Below are 16,357 nucleotides of genomic sequence, written 5' to 3' on the forward strand. Positions count from 1 at the left end.
AGAGCCTGTTTAAATTTTGTTCAGCATTCTTTTGAGAGTTATTTTTGAGGATATTTTTTCGTTTTTACGAGGAGCATAGCGGGCTATGTGACGACTAAAAACGGAAAAATAGACCGGAAATAAACTCAAAAGAAGCTGAAAAATCCTATTTGAAGAAAATTTAAACAGGCTCTTAACTTTCGCAAGTGCTCAAGTCTGTAACTATTGAGTTGAGCACTTGCAAATCTTAAATCAGAAGAATAAAAGAACCTGTTATTTGTATACGCCTTCTTTATAGTAAAAAGGCAGCTTTATATTGGTTATAATTTTTCTATTTCTTGCTCTGACAATCCGGAACTTTCCATGATAATAGCTGTAGAGACTCCTAATTTCTTTAAATTACGTGCCATATCCATACGTCCTTCTACACGTCCTTCCATACGCCCTTCTATGAGTCCTTCCAGTTTTGCCCCATCCAATACGTCATTTTGTATCATCATGGCACTCAGATGTTCATCATAAGCATGTCGTTCTTCCTTAGACATATTGTAGTAGATCAGTTTTTCACGAGCCTCTTCCAGACCGGGAGCTTTGGTATCGGCACGGATACATCCTGTTTTCAGATATTCAATCCACTCTTCCAAAGGAGTGACGGCTACTTTATTGAATTCATTTACACGAATCAGGAAGTATTCCGGAAAGACTTCGGCAGGCAGCTTATGTACTAAGGCATCTTTCTCTTTAGTGGTCACCTCAAGGCGGTCTCCTGTATGCACTCCAGTGAAGATGTTCTGACCGTGGTACAGATAATCGTTTCCTTTACCGATGTCGAAGTACAAGATGCTGATGGAATAAATCTTTTTCACCTCATAATAGCGTTCGCCAAGGGAGATATGTTCTGTGATCGCTTTTGCTACTCCATAGAGAATGCGTTCCAAATAATAGAGCTCACGGGTGTTTTGAATCTCTACAATGATAATCTCATCCTTGCTGTTACGTGCTTTGATGTCTACACGGTTGAATTTATCATCACTGGTCTGCTGATTGCTTTCGCTTTCCAGTAACTCGATGATTTTCACCTCTTCGCCCAATAAAACGGTTAAAAAACCTTCTAACACACCAAAGTTGGCTTTTTGGCGGAGGAGTCTCTTTATTGCCCAATCAAACCGTATGTATTTGTCCGGCTGTACCATATCATTCTGTTTTTTAAGTTATTGCAAAGCTACGACTTTTTTTTAGATAATGTGGATGAAAGTAATCTTATTCAGGATAACCGTATCAAAATTCAGATCGCTTTTGAGAAATAATGTATTGAACTCACTACAACAAATCCATTACAAATTTACCACAGGGGAACACAGAACCACAATTTCTAATAAAAAACGACATGAGACTCTGTGTTCCTCTGTGGTGAAGTATATTCAAACCTCTCATATAAATGCTTCTTTTTATTGCATTGTATTTTCTTTTCGCTATATTTGCAGTGATACTCCCGGATGGAGTATCATACATAATTATTTGGTTTAACCGTCTCCCGGAAAGCAGCAAACTTAAAAGAGATAGCAAGTTAAACCGAACAGCCATTCGTATGTTCTACAACTACGATATGCGCATCCGTTCGGTTTATGCTATCTGGGTTGTTTGCTGCACCTCTGGGGACTAAATTGAATTGGGTGCGTTTTTTTGTGCCTACTTCCAACTTTAAAAACAAACAATATGAGGCACCGCTTTTCTTTATCGGGAGAACTTCACATCGTTGGCATAGTAGCTATTCTATTATACTTTATGTTATTGTCTGTCATCGCCATGATGTGGATACGTATTGAGCGACAGGATGAAACAATCCGGAATCTCCGAGTAAAAATATCTGAAACAGAGTGTTGTAAAATAGCAGATAAAGAAGCGGTTCGCATCATGTGTCTGCATGAACTGTTTGAACGGATAGACAACTCAGACAAGAAACATTCCACTATATATCAGATGCCATGAAATGGATTTCCGATACTCATGATTGTCCCTGTCTGATGAAAACAGATATGGAAAAGTTCGGGAATGTTTATGATTTCTTGAGAGTCTACTATGAAGAAATAGACTCTGAGGAAGATTGGAAAGACCTTTCTTTCTTAAATCTGAAATGTGGCTATTGTCTGCTATGTTCGGCCTTAGAACTTGCCAGGGCAGATGAAGAAAAATACGGGAAAGAAACTGTTACTAAATTAACTGTTGCAAAATCCATTGTATCAAAGAGACTTTTTAAGTATAGGCCATTAAAATGGCTTTATATATGGATAGAGAAACGGGGAAAAAGAATCATTTCCCATTAACATTGTTAACGGGAATTTTTAACTTCTGTTTTTGTAGATGCAAAAGTGTACACTTTTGTATGCATAAAGTACGTACTTTTAGGGTATAAAAGTGTACATTTAACACATACTTAAGTACGTACTTTTGTAGTACAAAGAATGCATGTTTTCAATGGCTTGTTAATCAATACTATGAAGACTGAAATGTAACTTATGGAGTGTAGTAAGAGAGCTCTTCGGATATTTCCCATAGAGAAGATAATGCTTGTTTTGATAATTTGAGATTGAGGGTGTTGTGGAAAACAAGTGTTGATTCTATACAAATTCTCTCTAAAAGTTAGATGTTAAACTTGAAGTATAAAGAAAATAAATATTCTGTCTCTACTATTGATAAAAAATGTGCTGAACCTGTTTGTTTTTGCTGATTATATGTCGATATGTATCTATCTTAATAAAACATTTGTAATATTATCGCAGGATATTTTAAAAGATGGAATAATAGATAGATAAGGAAAGAATATAAATAATTATTCAATGAGAGATAGTAAAAAGAATTAATATGGATTTTACTGGATTACAAACAAATATTGAATTATTATATTGAGATATGAGTGATTTATATTTTTCAATAGTAATTTTTTTAAATTATAATAATCTTGATAAATACTATTTAGAGATGTTATACAGCATATAGAAAACATTTATTAGCTCTTTTGAACAAAAGAATTCAATATTCTGTTTAACTTTGTACCCAAAATCTATATAATATGGCAGATGTAATTACATTTAGAACTAATTCAGATTCAGATTCAGCTTTTAATAGCGTAGAAACATCTGTTTTCAGTACATCCGGATGTAGCGGATGGGTGTTGACTTCCGATGTCGGGAATAATGAAAAGATTCATGCTGTTTTTGCCAAATCTTATGAGAATGATTTCTTAAATAGACTGTTAGGAAATCATGATATAGAAGCTTTAAACCTTCTTATTAAAGCTGTTAATAATAGAACTATAGAGAGGAATTATTTTAAATTATATTGTGAGTTGCTTGATGGCTCGTTATCAGAAGATGCATTTGATAGAGAAATAGAAGAAAATCAAAGCGAATATATTATTGATGAATCAGATGACATTACTCTTGATAGATTAAAATTGGCATTAAAATTGTCAGAACATTTAAAAGATGTAGAAAGTGTAGAGGATTTGACTTCTTTGTTTTCGTTTAATTTATCCAAGGTTAATTTATTACTAGAGAAACGTAATGGCTAAATATATAAAAGAGGGTGAGGTTATACATGCGGAGCATACGGACTCCCATGCTAGAAAGATAGAATGGAAAGGATTTCGTAGAAATCCCTATACGCAGGAGTTAATGATGCTTTATGAATGTGATCGTAATTCTTTTTCTAAAATAGTTAAAGTTTGTGATGGAATAGATTGTAAGAAAGAAGGTACAGAGAATTTTCATTGTGAGATAGATGACATCTTAGAAGCTGATGCTATAAGTATTTATATTAGGACCAAAAGAAAATTAAAGTTAACCGTGGATGAGGGAGTTACGGGAAGGCATGGGGCAATTTTCTTAAATCCAAGAGTATATGCTATCTCGAAAATAAAGACTCCTTTGGCATGTTTATTTAAATATTTAGAAATGGTTCCTTTATTGGAAAATAAAGTTAAAGTAATGGAACGCAAATAACCCTTATATGGAAATAGAAATTCTAACATTAGCAGATAATGCTCAAAATTATCAGGGAAAATTGGTTGTTGTTGGTACATTTAATATGATCAACTCACTTTCATTTCCATTTAAATATTCTTTTACCTTGGTTTGTAAGTTTCGATTGTTGAAAGATGAAAAAATATTTGAGAATATTTCAATAAAATTAATAGATGAAAATGAAGCTATAATTGCTCCGGAAGTAACTGGTAAGTTAACGAGTGAAGGTGGAATAGATGGTAATAACCCTTTTAAAACAATCGATTTTATTGTTAATTTTAATCAAGTAGAATTCGCAAAAGAGGGAGTTTTTCGTGTAATGGTAAATACGGATAATGGATTTCATGCAGAATTGCCTTTAATGGTAGGCTTATCATAAGTGTGTGTGAATAAATAGTATAATAAAAGCAACTAATTCGAAGCGAATTAGTTGCTTTTATTGTTATTTCACATGTATTTGTAAGGAATGCAAATCTTCTGCTTTGGAACTGCTACCGTATAGTATCTCATACACTCCACTGAGAGGATGCATGGTGTTGGTGGTAGCATCAAACCATTCAAAAGCCGAATAAGGCAATTCTATCATTACATTTTCTGTTTTCCCTTGGGCTATTTCTACTCTTTTGAAAGCACGAAGTGTTTTTGCCGGGCCTTCCTTGTCTGCCGGGCGACGGATATACACCTGCACGATCTCTTCTCCGTTTCTCTTCCCGGTGTTTTTAATAGGGATGCTGAGGTTCAGTTTATCTCCTTTGCTCAGTAGATTTTTATCTGCTTGGGCTTTACCATAAGAGAAAGTAGTATAACTTAGTCCGTATCCAAATGGGAAGAGAGGAGTTTCTTTCATATACCGGTAAGTGCGTCCTTGCATAGAGTAATCCTCAAAATCGGGTAACTGTTCCGTATGTTTGTAGAAGGTGATTGGCAATCGTCCGGCAGGGTTATAGTCTCCGAATAATACATCGGCAACTGCAGTTCCACCTGCCTGTCCCGGATACCAGGCTTGCAGAATGGCATCACAGTTCCCGGCTTCGGGGGCCAGTGCCATAGCCGAACCGGAGAAGTTGACAAATACAATCTTCTTACCTGCTTTTTTTAATGCAGCCAGTACATTGCGTTGTGCAGCGGGCAATTCAATATCTGTACGGTCTCCTCCTTTGAATCCCGGTGCCGATACCTTCATCTCTTCTCCTTCGAGCAGAGGTGATATGCCTCCGGCAAAAATGACCACGTCGGCATCTTTCAACCGGGCAAGTGTGGCATTCAGGTTTAGGGGAGTCTCTTCTACCAAGTCGAAGTTGAAGTAAGCACCGTCTTTTATTTGTGTGAATTGCAGGTCGATGTCATAGCTTTGGCCGGCTTCTACTTGCAGGGTATATAAGTTTTCGGGGTTCTTGATATTGGTCTGGTCCAGTACTTCTTCTCCGTTCACGGATGCTTTAATGTTGCCGTTGGTCTGAACACGGAAAATGGCACTTCCCGACTTAACAGGACGGAAAACGGTATGATAGCGGGAAGCAAAACCGGTTAGTTCTATTCCCGGAGCAAATGCAGTGGCTCCCAAGGTGGTAAAGCGGAAAGGAGTGGAGAGTTGAGCAGTTGCATCGGGAGTGCCTTTGAATTCCTTATTGTTCCAGTAACTGGCAGAAAATCCGGGTTTGCCGTTATCACTGCATTGATTGAACAAGCTACTGAGTGTGATGTCGTCCGTCAGACCACATACTTGTTCATAGTAGATTTGCGAAGCGGGTAATTTGGCTTGTATTGCCGAGAGTAGTGTCGCTGTTTTTGAAGGTACTCCGTTGTAATTACCCCATTGCATTACTGAGTCGTTGGCGTTCGGACCTATTACGGCTACTTTGACTTTCTTATCCAGAGGCAACAGATTGTCTTTGTTTTGCAGGAGAGTCATCGTTTCGCGTGCCATTTGCAGGGCAAGCTGACGGTGTTCGGGACAATCTACCACACTATAAGGGAGGGCCCACGGGTGATTGTCTGTTTCCATCTCACCCAGTTCGAAACGGGCTTTCAGTAATCGTTTGACAGAGGTGTTTATTTGTTCTTCGCTGATAAGTCCTGCCTTGACCGCTTCGGGTAGTGTCCGGTAATTGCCGCCACATTCCAGATCCGTTCCGTTCAGAACAGCATCGGCTGAGGCGTGGGGAGCATCGGGATGGGTATTGTGTTTCTTCTTCCCGAAAAAGTCGGAGATGGCTCCACAATCGGATACAATGATACCTTTAAAGCCCCAGTCATTGCGGAGTATCTGTGTCAGTAGACGATTACTGCCACAACAAGGATCGCCTTCAAAACGATTGTAGGCACACATGACCTCTTTTACATCAGCTTCCTGTACCAGTACTTTGAATGCGGGCAGATAGGTTTCCCATAAGTCGCGTGGTGCTATATTTTCGGCATTGAAGCTGTGGCGGTTCCATTCAGGGCCGGAGTGTACGGCAAAGTGCTTGGCACAGGCATGCAGCTTATCATAACGGGCTGTGTCCGGACCTTGCAATCCTTTCACTACCGCTACCCCCATGCGGCTTGCCAGATAGGGGTCTTCTCCATACGTCTCTTGTCCACGTCCCCAACGAGGATCACGGAAGATATTGACATTGGGCGTCCACATTGTCAGTCCCTGATAACGCTTGTACTGTTCCCGGTCGTTGAAGGCCCGGTTTTTAGCTCTGGCTTCATCAGATACAGCATTAAATACTTTATATAATAATGAGTCATTGAATGAGGCTGCCATACCAATGGTTTGCGGAAATACAGTTGCCAGTCCGGCACGTGCCACTCCGTGAAGGGCTTCGTTCCACCATTCATAAGGCCTTATTCCTAACCGGGGAATAGCGGGTGAAGCATTTTGCATGAGTGATGCTTTTTCTTCAAGAGTAAGGCGTTGTAGAAGGTCGGTAGCTCTCTGCTCGGGAGTCAGGTTGGAATTCTGATAAGGCAACTGTGCAGATAGGAGGGTAGTAAAACCAATACCTATGATTATTGCCACTGTTCTTCCGGCACGGCCGCCGGTAAATGGGTGTTTCATAATCTGTTACTTTGTTTTAAATGAACTTTATGTAATAGGGTTTATATTCTTTTGCAATAGTACGCGCTTTTGGCCGTATAGCGGGGGAATATCTGGTAGAAAAGGGGGACAGACGAAGTGTAACCACCATTTTCTACTTATGCAACCGTTACTTTCTGTTTGTCCTTATATTCGGTTGGAGTCACTCCCATTTGTTTTTTGAAACATTTACTAAAGTATTTCGGATCACTGAATCCTGTCATGTAGGCCACTTGCGATACATTGAACTCGCCACTGTCAATGAGTTGTGCCGCCCGCTTGATACGTATGTCACGAATGAAATCTACCGGAGTCAGTCCTACGATTGATTTCAGTTTGCGGTAAAATACGGTTCTGCTTAGCAACAATTTATTAGCAAAATCATCTATGGTCAGTTCCGAGTTATCCATCTGTTCTTCTATATACTGCATTACCTGTTGCATGAACTGCTCGTCGAAAGGTGTTACTTGCGGCTGTGTCGGGAGTAATTCGTTTTTGTCCGGTAGTCTCTTTTCTTTCGAAAGATTATTCAGGTATATCTCTTGTAGTAACTGCCGCTGCTGAAGCAGCGATGTGATACGGGTTTTGAGATAGGTGGCACTGAATGGCTTCGTTATATAGTCGTCAATGCCTTGTTCAAGTCCTGCAATGCGGTCGTCCAAAGATGATTTGGCAGATAATAGAATCATTGGAATATGACAGATATCCCGGTTAGCCTTTATCTTCTTTACCATATCAAGTCCGTCCATAACCGGCATCATGACATCGCTGATGATGATATCCGGTACGGTTTGCAGTGCACGTTCAAAGCCTTCCTGCCCATTGGTAGCTTCTATTACGGTGTATTTTTCTATGAGGATATTCCGCAGGAAAGTGCGTAGTTCCCGGTTGTCTTCTACAATGAGGATAGAAAGAGATTCGCTGTCATCCGGTATACTTCCCTCAGGCGGAGAAACCGTTTCCGGCTCTGTGGGCTGCTCCGGTAACGCTTCGCATGGAGTTGAAAAATTACTGTCTTCAAGGATGAATTCTACCTGAGGATCTTGTTCGAATATTTCGCGACGTAGAGGTAGCTTTACACTGAACCGGCTTCCTTTATCCGGCTGACTGTCTACTTCGATTGTTCCGTGATGCAGTTCGACCAGTTCTCTGACTAAGGATAGTCCGATGCCCGATGAGGGCTGTAGTATGTTGTAGCGTGCCAATGTCTCGAATCGTTGAAACAGTGATTTTTGTTTGTTGGGATCAATACCAATTCCTTCGTCTACTACGGACAGGGTTACATTTTCTTTATCTGCAATGACGCGGACGATGACAGACTTTCCGGCAGGCGTATATTTAAAAGCGTTAGATAGCAGGTTGAAGAATATCTTTTCAAATTTATCACGGTCTACCCACATATGCAATCCTTTAATATCGGTATCCATCCGGTACTTAATTTGTTTTTCTTCGGCAATCAGCCGGAAGCTCTCCATGACTTTCTGTAAAAGCGGGATGAGGTCACTCTCTTCTACCAGTAATTTCATCTTCTTGTTCTGTATCTTACGGAAGTCCAGTATCTGATTGACCAGACGGAGCATGCGTTCTGTGTTTTTATGTACGAGTGTAAGGTGTCCCCGTGCTGTTGGTGAGAGTGGTTCGTTTTCCAGAACTTCCGTTACCGGACTGGCTATGAGGGTGAGAGGCGTACGTAGTTCATGCGATATATCGGTGAAGAACCGGAGTTTGATATCCGAAAGTTGCTGCTCGATATCTACCTGATGGCGCAGGCGGTAGATATAAAAAAGAATGTAAACAATGGTACTGGTAAATGCGATGAATAACACAATGTAGAGTACCCACGCCCAGGGAGTTTCCCAGAAGGTAGGCAATACTTTTACGGTTAATGTACGTACATTGTTTACCCATACGCCGTCACTATTGGTAGAACGTACTTGCAGGCGGTATTCTCCTGCCGGCAGATTGATGTAACTTGCCGAACGGTTTTTGTCGGCATCATTCCATTCCGTCTCCAACCCTTCCAGCCGATAGGCGTAGTGTATCTCCTGAGGAGCTACATAATCGAGTGCTGCAAACTGAAAGGTAACATTCCTCTGCGAGGGTGTCAGGAGTAGTTCCTCCAGATCGTCAATGCCGGTAGGTGACTGACTGCCTTGTATTTTCAAACCGGTGAAAACGATGGAAGGGACATAATCGTTTTTCTTTATTTCCTGTGGATGTATTTCGATGATACCCTTGTCTGAACCGAATACCAGTTGCTGCCGGACATTGGTTACAGGAGCACCTTCCGAGAAGTTGAGCTCTTGTTGGAGGAAGTTACTTCCGTAATTTTCAAAGGTCTCTTGTTCCGGATTGAATCTTGATAAAGCATTTTCAGAGACAATCCAAAGATTTTTTTGTTGGTCTTCTATCATAGAAACTGCAAGGTCCGATGCCAGTCCGTCTCTGATGGTATAGGTTTTGAACTCAATATTGTCACTGAGCAGATTGGAAGACTGTGCTTTGCTGACCCCTCCGGTGAAGGTTGCTATATAGGTTGTCTTTCGGCTATCGGTGTATATATTCATCACATCATTACTTCCCAGACTGGTGGCTGCACCCGGTATTCGTACGTTCCGGTAGAATTTAATTTCTTCCGGCTGATCGAAGTTGTTAGAGAAAGTGAGTAATCCTTCGGTCGTTCCTGCCATGATAATGCCTCCCGGAGCTTCGGTGATGCAGCGTACTTTCATAAAATGGCTTCCGGGGAAGTTTTTCAGTTCATTGTTACTATGGATAAAACGGATTTCGCCACTCTGTGATTCTGTCAGCAGATTGATACCTCCTCCGAAACATCCGATCCAGATGCGTCCCCGGCTATCCTGATAAACTGAGTAGATACTGTTATTACTCAAACTGTATTTATCTTCTTGTTGATGAACAAATTGTTGTACGGTGAAGCGTTCTCCGGAGGTTGCTTTCAGGCGGAACAATCCTTCCTCTTTGGTTCCGATCCAGATGATTCCGTCTTTGTCTTCTATCATACAATAGGCGCTACTGAAGAATGGTACTTTGTTGGGACTGATAATTCCCTGTGGAGAAACGAAGCCCAGTAGTTCTCCTTCGGGAGAATAGACGCGAATGTGATTGTTTTTCGATGCAACCCAAAGGCGCTTTCGGCTGTCTAACAGGAAAGACCGGATTTCTGTTCCAAAGTCGATGGGGCTTTGTTGGTAGGAATGTGGGAAAAAGGACATGCGTTCCACCCCCCGTGTGTCGGCAAACCAGAGGTTTCCTTGCCGGTCGGCATGGTAGTAACGAATGTTCGGAGTAAAAGCAGATTGTGAATCGCCTGGAGCGGTATAAAACGGTTTCAGTTGTTGGGTCTTCCGGTCGTAATAACTGAAGTTTCCCTTGTATGGAATGAGCCATAGTACTCCTGCCCGGTCCTCGAAAAGAACATTACGATTGGCACGTCCGTGTTTTACGACTTCATTCGGTGGAGTAGCGAGATGTTGTTTTTCACCGTTAGCGGGATTGATGCGTATAATGCCCGGAGTTATTGAGAATATCCAAAGTTCTCCTGTATGGTCTTTATAAACGGACAATGCAGTGTTGGAGGGTTGTGTGGGTGTTTGTAGATTGATCTGGCTGAACTGTTTCTCTTGAGTATCAAACAGAATCAGTCCGTTATCTGTGGCAAGTGCAAGCGTATTGGCTCCGATAGGAGTCAGGGCGTATACTGTTTGCAGGGAATAGGGGATATCCGTAAACTTCACTTTTTCCGTTTTAGAATCATAGACAGCCAATTTACCTGATGTAGAGGCCAGATATATCCGTCCGTTTACCTCCTTAATAAAGTTGAATGGAAAATCACTGTCTGCTTTTTTTCTACCAACCACGGATACTCCCTTATCGGTCAGTATCCATTCGTCTCCGTCGGCATCCTGATAGATGCTGAAAACGTTTTCTCCTTTCAATCCCTGATTGAAAGGACTGTAAAGTGTCACTGCTTTGTTGCTTTTTTCTTTATAGAGTTCCTCTTCTACTATTCTAAAATTGAATCCCTTGTCACACACCACCCAGGTTACCCCCTTAGATAATACGTAAAATTGTTTGACGAGGTTTATATGTTTGGTTTCTTCCTCAATAGATTGCAATACGTCAATAAACTTTTCTTCTTTGGTATCGAACAAAAAAATGTGCCCATCATAAGTCTGGCACCAGATATTACCGTATTTACTTTCGGTGATAAAGACGATACGATTGTTGGTTAGCATACAGCCGTCTCCCGGAAATGCTTTGTAATTCCTGAAGCTGTAACCGTCGAACTTATCCAGTCCGTTCCAGGTACTGAACCACATAAAACCTTTCTGATCTTGTAGTATGGCGGTGATTACACCCTGCGATAATCCGTTATTTGCGGTGAAGTATTCTATCTGACAGAGTGGCTGGGCTGTCAGTGGGAAGAGGATTATCAGAAACGAGAAAAATAACAGGTGCTTTTTCATACTATTACAGATTGAAATGAATTGAGCAAAAATAGTGAAAACGTATTATATAAAGAAGGTGGAGAGACGCATTAACCGAAAAATACGACCTTTTGCACGTTTTTTCCACCTTGTCTCCTCTATGTTGCACGGATATTCCTCCTTACAGGGAAAATAAGCGCATATCTTTGTGTGCGAAACCAATGAAGAAAACTTGTATGTCAATGAAACAATTATCTATTTGTATCTTGTTGTTGTGGGTTACTGTCATGGCTGGCGCCCGTACTTTTGATATGAAACAGTTGGGGGCTGACCTCACCGGTGTGAAACCTTGTACGGATTTGATTAATAAATCCATCGAATAGGCGGCTGCAGAGGGAGGTGGAACAATCTATTTTCCGGCAGGTACATATCTTACTGCCACCATACGTATGAAAAGCAATATCACACTGAATATAGAATCGGGGGCAACACTTCGTTTCTCCGATCATTTTGAGGATTATCTTCCGTTTGTACGGATTCGTTGGGAAGGTACGGTGATGAATACCCTGTCTCCTCTGATTTATGCTGACGGTGCAGATAATCTCACCATTACCGGGAGAGGGACGCTCGATGGGAACGGATTCAAATGGTGGTCGTGGGAAAGTGATACGAAGAAAACACTGAAAGAAAATGGCGGTAAACTGCCTTCTCTGACAAAGTTACAACAAATGTGGGTGGATGCTAATAAAGACCTGGAGGTTTCCGAGTATTATAAGCCGTCATTGGAACGACGTATGTTTCGTCCTCCTTTCATCCAATTTTTTGAATGTACTAATATTGTGATTGAGAATGTGAAAATTATTAATTCTCCTTTCTGGACTATCAACCCCGCATTTTGTGATAATATCACAGTACACGGGGTGACTATCAAAAATCCTTCGGCAAACCCAAAAGGCCCCAATACGGACGGTATCAATCCTACCTCTTGCAGCAATGTACGTATCTCTGATTGTTTTATTAGTGTGGGAGATGATTGTATTACCATTAAATCGGGACGCGATGCAGATGGACGTAAGTACGGAAGACCTTGTGAAAATCTGACTATTACCAACTGTATTATGCTCTCCGGGCATGGCGGGGTTGTTATCGGCAGTGAGATGTCCGGTGGAGTGAAAAAGGTCGTGATATCGAATTGTATTTTTGACGGAACAGATGCCGGAATCCGTTTGAAAGCTTCGCGTGGACGTGGTGGAGTGGTAGAAGATATCAGGGTAGACAATATTGTGATGAAGAATATTTCGCGTAATGCGTTTATCTTTGATCTGTTTTATGATAAACATTCCAAGCCGGAACCTGTAAGCGAACGTACTCCCGTATTCCGTAATATACATTTGAGCAATATTACGGGTTCGGGTATCAAACGGGTAGGATATGTGAAGGGTATTGAAGAAATGCCGATAGATGAACTATCATTCTCGAATATAAATATGGAAGCGGAAGAAGGGTTTGAGGCGGAGATGGCTACGAATCTTCGTTTCTATAATGTGGATTTTACAGTAAAGAAGGGTCCTTCATTTCGATTCAGACTGTGTGACGGGGTTATGTTGAACGATGTTCGTTCAAAGAAATCTCTTCCCGGACAGTCGGTAATTGAATTGGAACAGGTGAAGAATGCTGTTGTTAATAATTGCTTTGGGATGCAATTGGTAAAGGAATTTCTGAAAGAATCAGATAGTGAAGTTTTGAAAGGGTACAATGAGGTGAATAATTGATAAGTACTACTTCAAATTTTATTCATACTATGGCAGCATTTTATTAAAACGCAAATGATCGCAGATTAAATAGCTGCGCTATACTTGAGCGATGATATTCTTTGCGTGAATCTGCGAATTTCTGCGTTTCAATAATAGTATCATATAATTTTGAACGATTACTTAGTGAATAATGTGGCAATATGCCGATATACCAATTGGCATATTGCCACATTATTAAATTAATATTCTAACCTTTCCATATGTCCTTTATTCCCATTGCGTGCGTCATATTGTTGTGCCAGCTCTTTTGCCTGGTTATAGAAATAAGTACGCAATTCTTCTACATTATATATCCCACTATCATTATAAAGCGGGAATTCTTCCGGTAACTCCAGCTTTACTTCCGGGCGTGATTCATATTTCAGGGCTTCGGTCATGTCACAACCAAAACGGTACTTCTTGTATTTACTTGTTCTCAGACTCCAGGGAATACAACGTTCGGCATACTCCCAGCCACGTTGCGGATTGACCATGAAGTTATAGGTAATAAATTGTCCGATGTAAAGTAGCAGGTATTCGTCTTTTTCGCGCCCTGCCAATGCCTCTTCTGCACGGGCACACATATCGGAAGCTATTTCTGGTTTTCCGGCTTTCTGTGCATAATAAGCGAGTTTCAGAAATGCTCTTAAATTAGCTTCGTAACAAGTGACTTGTTTATTGATAAGCGGTTGTGCACGATGATAGGCTTCATCAAATTGTCCGGTTTCCAGATAGTAATCTAACAGGAGATTCAGTTCACAAGCTTCGCACATCATATCATCTAACTTTTCGCTTAGCATTTTGTCTGCATATTCTTTAGCCAGATCATACTGCCGCATTCTGTTGTAGTGCAGGAATAACAGGTGATAGTACGCACGGGCCGAATATCCGTTGCGCAACGTGCGGATTTTAAAATCTTCGAGTATAGCATCTATCTGTGATTGGGATACCTCAGGTACGTCGAAAGCTGCTCCGCATATCCACTTATATTTCCAAAGGATATCATTTTCAGAGATAAGATCTTTATTGTTTTCGTAATCGTCCAGTATACGGGAGAATACGGCTATCTCTTCTTCGGCCTGAGAGAGCAGATTCAGTTCGTAAATCAAGTCCAGACGCATCTCTACTGCCCATTGTGGATCATCATTCTCATCGGCTATGCGGATAGCTTCTTTCAATAAAAGGACTTTCTCGTGAGGAGACAGGTTACCATTTTCTACTTGTAGTAATCTTTTTTGTATTTCGAGGGTGTATTTCATAAGGCTTTCTCAATTTAGGAAGTTTATAAAGTCATTCATTTTAGTAGTCATAAGCTCACTGAGTGAATGGTTGAAGAGGGTCATTTCTTCGCTATTTACCGGGTAGCGGCCTTGTAACAATGCCTGTACGTAAAGTATATGTATGATGTGCTGAAACAGTTTGTTGTCTCCTTTGATTTTCAGTAATGTCTGTACCATTTCGTTGTCGGCATTAAATGTCAGCGTCGGAGGAGTTTGTTTTGGTGCGTTAATAGCACCTAATACGGCTGCCAGCGGATTATTGGCCGCTTTTGTACCGGTTTCTTTCTCTTCGGCAACGAAGATAACAGGAGTATCGGCCGGAGTGAAGTGCTTTAAACGGCAAATGCATCCGAAGGGCTTCAATAACTCGCTGGCTTTCTTTTCAAAATCGATATGTTCTGCACTGGCCTCTACTTCTGCGAACTGTTCGAGCAAACGGGCGGGAGAGACTTCTTCCAGAGTCAGTTCGGGGAAGAGACGGGCCGATTTCTTCAGCAATGTCTCGTCAAAGGTATAGGCCGCATTGATGACCAACCAACCTTGCGAACCTGCAATACGGCGAACCTGACGAAAGTCTTCAAGATTACGGGTGTAACGGATAACGTTGTCCGTAGAACGAATATTTCCGAAGTTGCGCATTCCCTTGCTTGTTTCAAACGGTAGGTAGTCTATAAATAGCCGGAGAAGTTCATTGTCTTCCGCTGCAATTGCTTTAATATGAAAGTAGTGTACGTCGAGAATCTTGTTGAACATTTCCCGGTTGTTTTCTATCAGTCCTTTCAGATATTCTTTAATGGCGTTGCCTATCTCTTTACGTGCATCTTTTAGCTGGTCATTACTGACAAAAGACTCTCTTGAAGCGGTAGACAACAGGCCGTCGGCATTGATGAGGCAACGGATAAAGAAAGCCCAGGGAGGTAACAGGTTACAATCATCTTCGCTCAACAGCATACGTTTTAAATAGACTTTATGGGAGTTGCGTACAGAGAACTGGGTACGAAACGGAAGTATATAGAGTACTCCGTTCACTTTACCATTTTCTGTATGAATGCGGAAGACGTCGAGAGCAGATGACTGAAATACTTTGGTTCCGTGATCAAGAAGTTCTTTACGAGTGGCTTTGGGATCCAGCCAGACGGGAGCAGGGGTGTTTACCAACTCTTCTTTACCTTGATTATGCAGATAAATAGGGTGGGGCAGTACTTCTCCGTAGTTTTGAAGAATCTTTTTGAAAGTTTCGTACTCAAAGAGATGGCTCCATTCTTTTTTCGGGATCAGAATGACACGTGAACCGATAGGCCATTCCTCAGCGGGAAGGGTTGTCTGATAGGTCCCATCTACTTTTCCACACCAGCGAACGGCTTGTTTGCCCATTGCCGAACGACTTTCTACTGTAATCTCATTGGTTACTACGAAACATGACAGCAAACCGATACCAAAACGACCAATGTAATCGTCGGCATCGGGAGTCTCTCGTTTGGAGCTTTCACCGATAACGGTCAGAAAGCGGTATACCTCTTCTTCTTTCAGTCCGATACCGTTGTCCTGGAAAGTTAATGAGCCGTCGTCATTGAGATATACATCAATACGTCCGGAATAATTTTCGTCAATATTGCGCAGGGCGGTGATAGCATCTACGCAGTTTTGAAGCAGTTCGCGGACAAATGTGTTGGGGTTACTATAGATATGTTCCGATAGCAGGGCAATCATCCCCTTTAGATTGACCTGGAATAGATTATTATTTTCGTTCTCCATGATTTTTAGGATT

Annotated in this window: 10 protein-coding genes and 1 pseudogene; 6 read left to right on the forward strand and 5 right to left on the reverse strand. The window is 41.2% G+C overall.

Annotated features, from left to right (window positions below; translation table 11 throughout):
* Window positions 1-299: 299 nt before the first annotated feature.
* Window positions 300-1,172 carry an Rpn family recombination-promoting nuclease/putative transposase gene (locus QX565_RS15260; protein ID WP_289293344.1) on the reverse strand — a complete coding sequence of 291 codons (873 nt, stop codon included), beginning with the start codon at window positions 1,170-1,172 and terminating at the stop codon, window positions 300-302.
* 523 nt (window positions 1,173-1,695) lie between these two features.
* Here QX565_RS15260 and QX565_RS15265 point away from each other — a divergent pair.
* From QX565_RS15265 to QX565_RS15285, 5 genes are all read left to right on the forward strand, one after another.
* Window positions 1,696-1,968: a hypothetical protein gene (locus tag QX565_RS15265; RefSeq protein WP_289293346.1), complete on the forward strand. Its 273-nt coding sequence runs from the start codon at window positions 1,696-1,698 to the stop codon at window positions 1,966-1,968.
* A 47-nt stretch (window positions 1,969-2,015) separates the two neighbouring features.
* The gene (locus tag QX565_RS15270; protein ID WP_289293347.1) at window positions 2,016-2,303 is read left to right on the forward strand and encodes a hypothetical protein; all 288 of its coding nucleotides are present in this window, start codon (window positions 2,016-2,018) and stop codon (window positions 2,301-2,303) included.
* 746 nt (window positions 2,304-3,049) lie between these two features.
* Window positions 3,050-3,550, forward strand: coding sequence for a hypothetical protein (locus tag QX565_RS15275; RefSeq protein ID WP_289293348.1), 501 nt, complete (start codon window positions 3,050-3,052; stop codon window positions 3,548-3,550).
* Window positions 3,543-3,980, forward strand: coding sequence for a hypothetical protein (locus QX565_RS15280; protein ID WP_289293349.1), 438 nt, complete (start codon window positions 3,543-3,545; stop codon window positions 3,978-3,980). Before QX565_RS15275 ends, QX565_RS15280 begins: the two co-directional genes overlap by 8 nt.
* A 7-nt stretch (window positions 3,981-3,987) precedes the next feature.
* Entirely contained in the window at window positions 3,988-4,380 is a 393-nt protein-coding gene (locus QX565_RS15285) for a DUF6941 family protein (RefSeq protein ID WP_289293350.1), read from the forward strand.
* A 63-nt stretch (window positions 4,381-4,443) separates the two neighbouring features.
* Here QX565_RS15285 and xyl3A read toward each other — a convergent pair whose 3' ends face one another.
* Together xyl3A and QX565_RS15295 are read right to left on the reverse strand one after the other, a co-directional pair.
* Window positions 4,444-7,047 (reverse strand): xylan 1,4-beta-xylosidase, encoded by a 2,604-nt coding sequence (xyl3A, locus tag QX565_RS15290; RefSeq protein WP_289293351.1) that lies wholly within the window; start codon window positions 7,045-7,047, stop codon window positions 4,444-4,446.
* A 137-nt stretch (window positions 7,048-7,184) separates the two neighbouring features.
* Window positions 7,185-11,555, reverse strand: a complete 4,371-nt coding sequence (locus QX565_RS15295) for a hybrid sensor histidine kinase/response regulator transcription factor (protein ID WP_289293352.1) — start codon at window positions 11,553-11,555, stop codon at window positions 7,185-7,187.
* A gap of 203 nt (window positions 11,556-11,758) precedes the next feature.
* Between QX565_RS15295 and QX565_RS15305 the strand changes: the two are divergent.
* Window positions 11,759-13,288 (forward strand): annotated as a pseudogene (locus QX565_RS15305) (glycoside hydrolase family 28 protein).
* Window positions 13,289-13,509: 221 nt separating this feature from the next.
* Here QX565_RS15305 and QX565_RS15310 read toward each other — a convergent pair.
* On the reverse strand, window positions 13,510-14,568 hold the full coding sequence (locus QX565_RS15310; protein ID WP_289293356.1) for a hypothetical protein: 1,059 nt from the start codon (window positions 14,566-14,568) through the stop codon (window positions 13,510-13,512).
* Window positions 14,569-14,577: 9 nt separating this feature from the next.
* The gene (locus QX565_RS15315) at window positions 14,578-16,344 is read right to left on the reverse strand and encodes an HSP90 family protein (RefSeq protein ID WP_289293358.1); all 1,767 of its coding nucleotides are present in this window, start codon (window positions 16,342-16,344) and stop codon (window positions 14,578-14,580) included.
* Window positions 16,345-16,357 lie beyond the last annotated feature (13 nt).

The sequence above is a fragment of the Bacteroides sp. 41_26 genome (genome assembly GCF_949740115.1).
GTDB classification, from domain to species: Bacteria; Bacteroidota; Bacteroidia; order Bacteroidales; family Bacteroidaceae; genus Bacteroides; species Bacteroides nordii.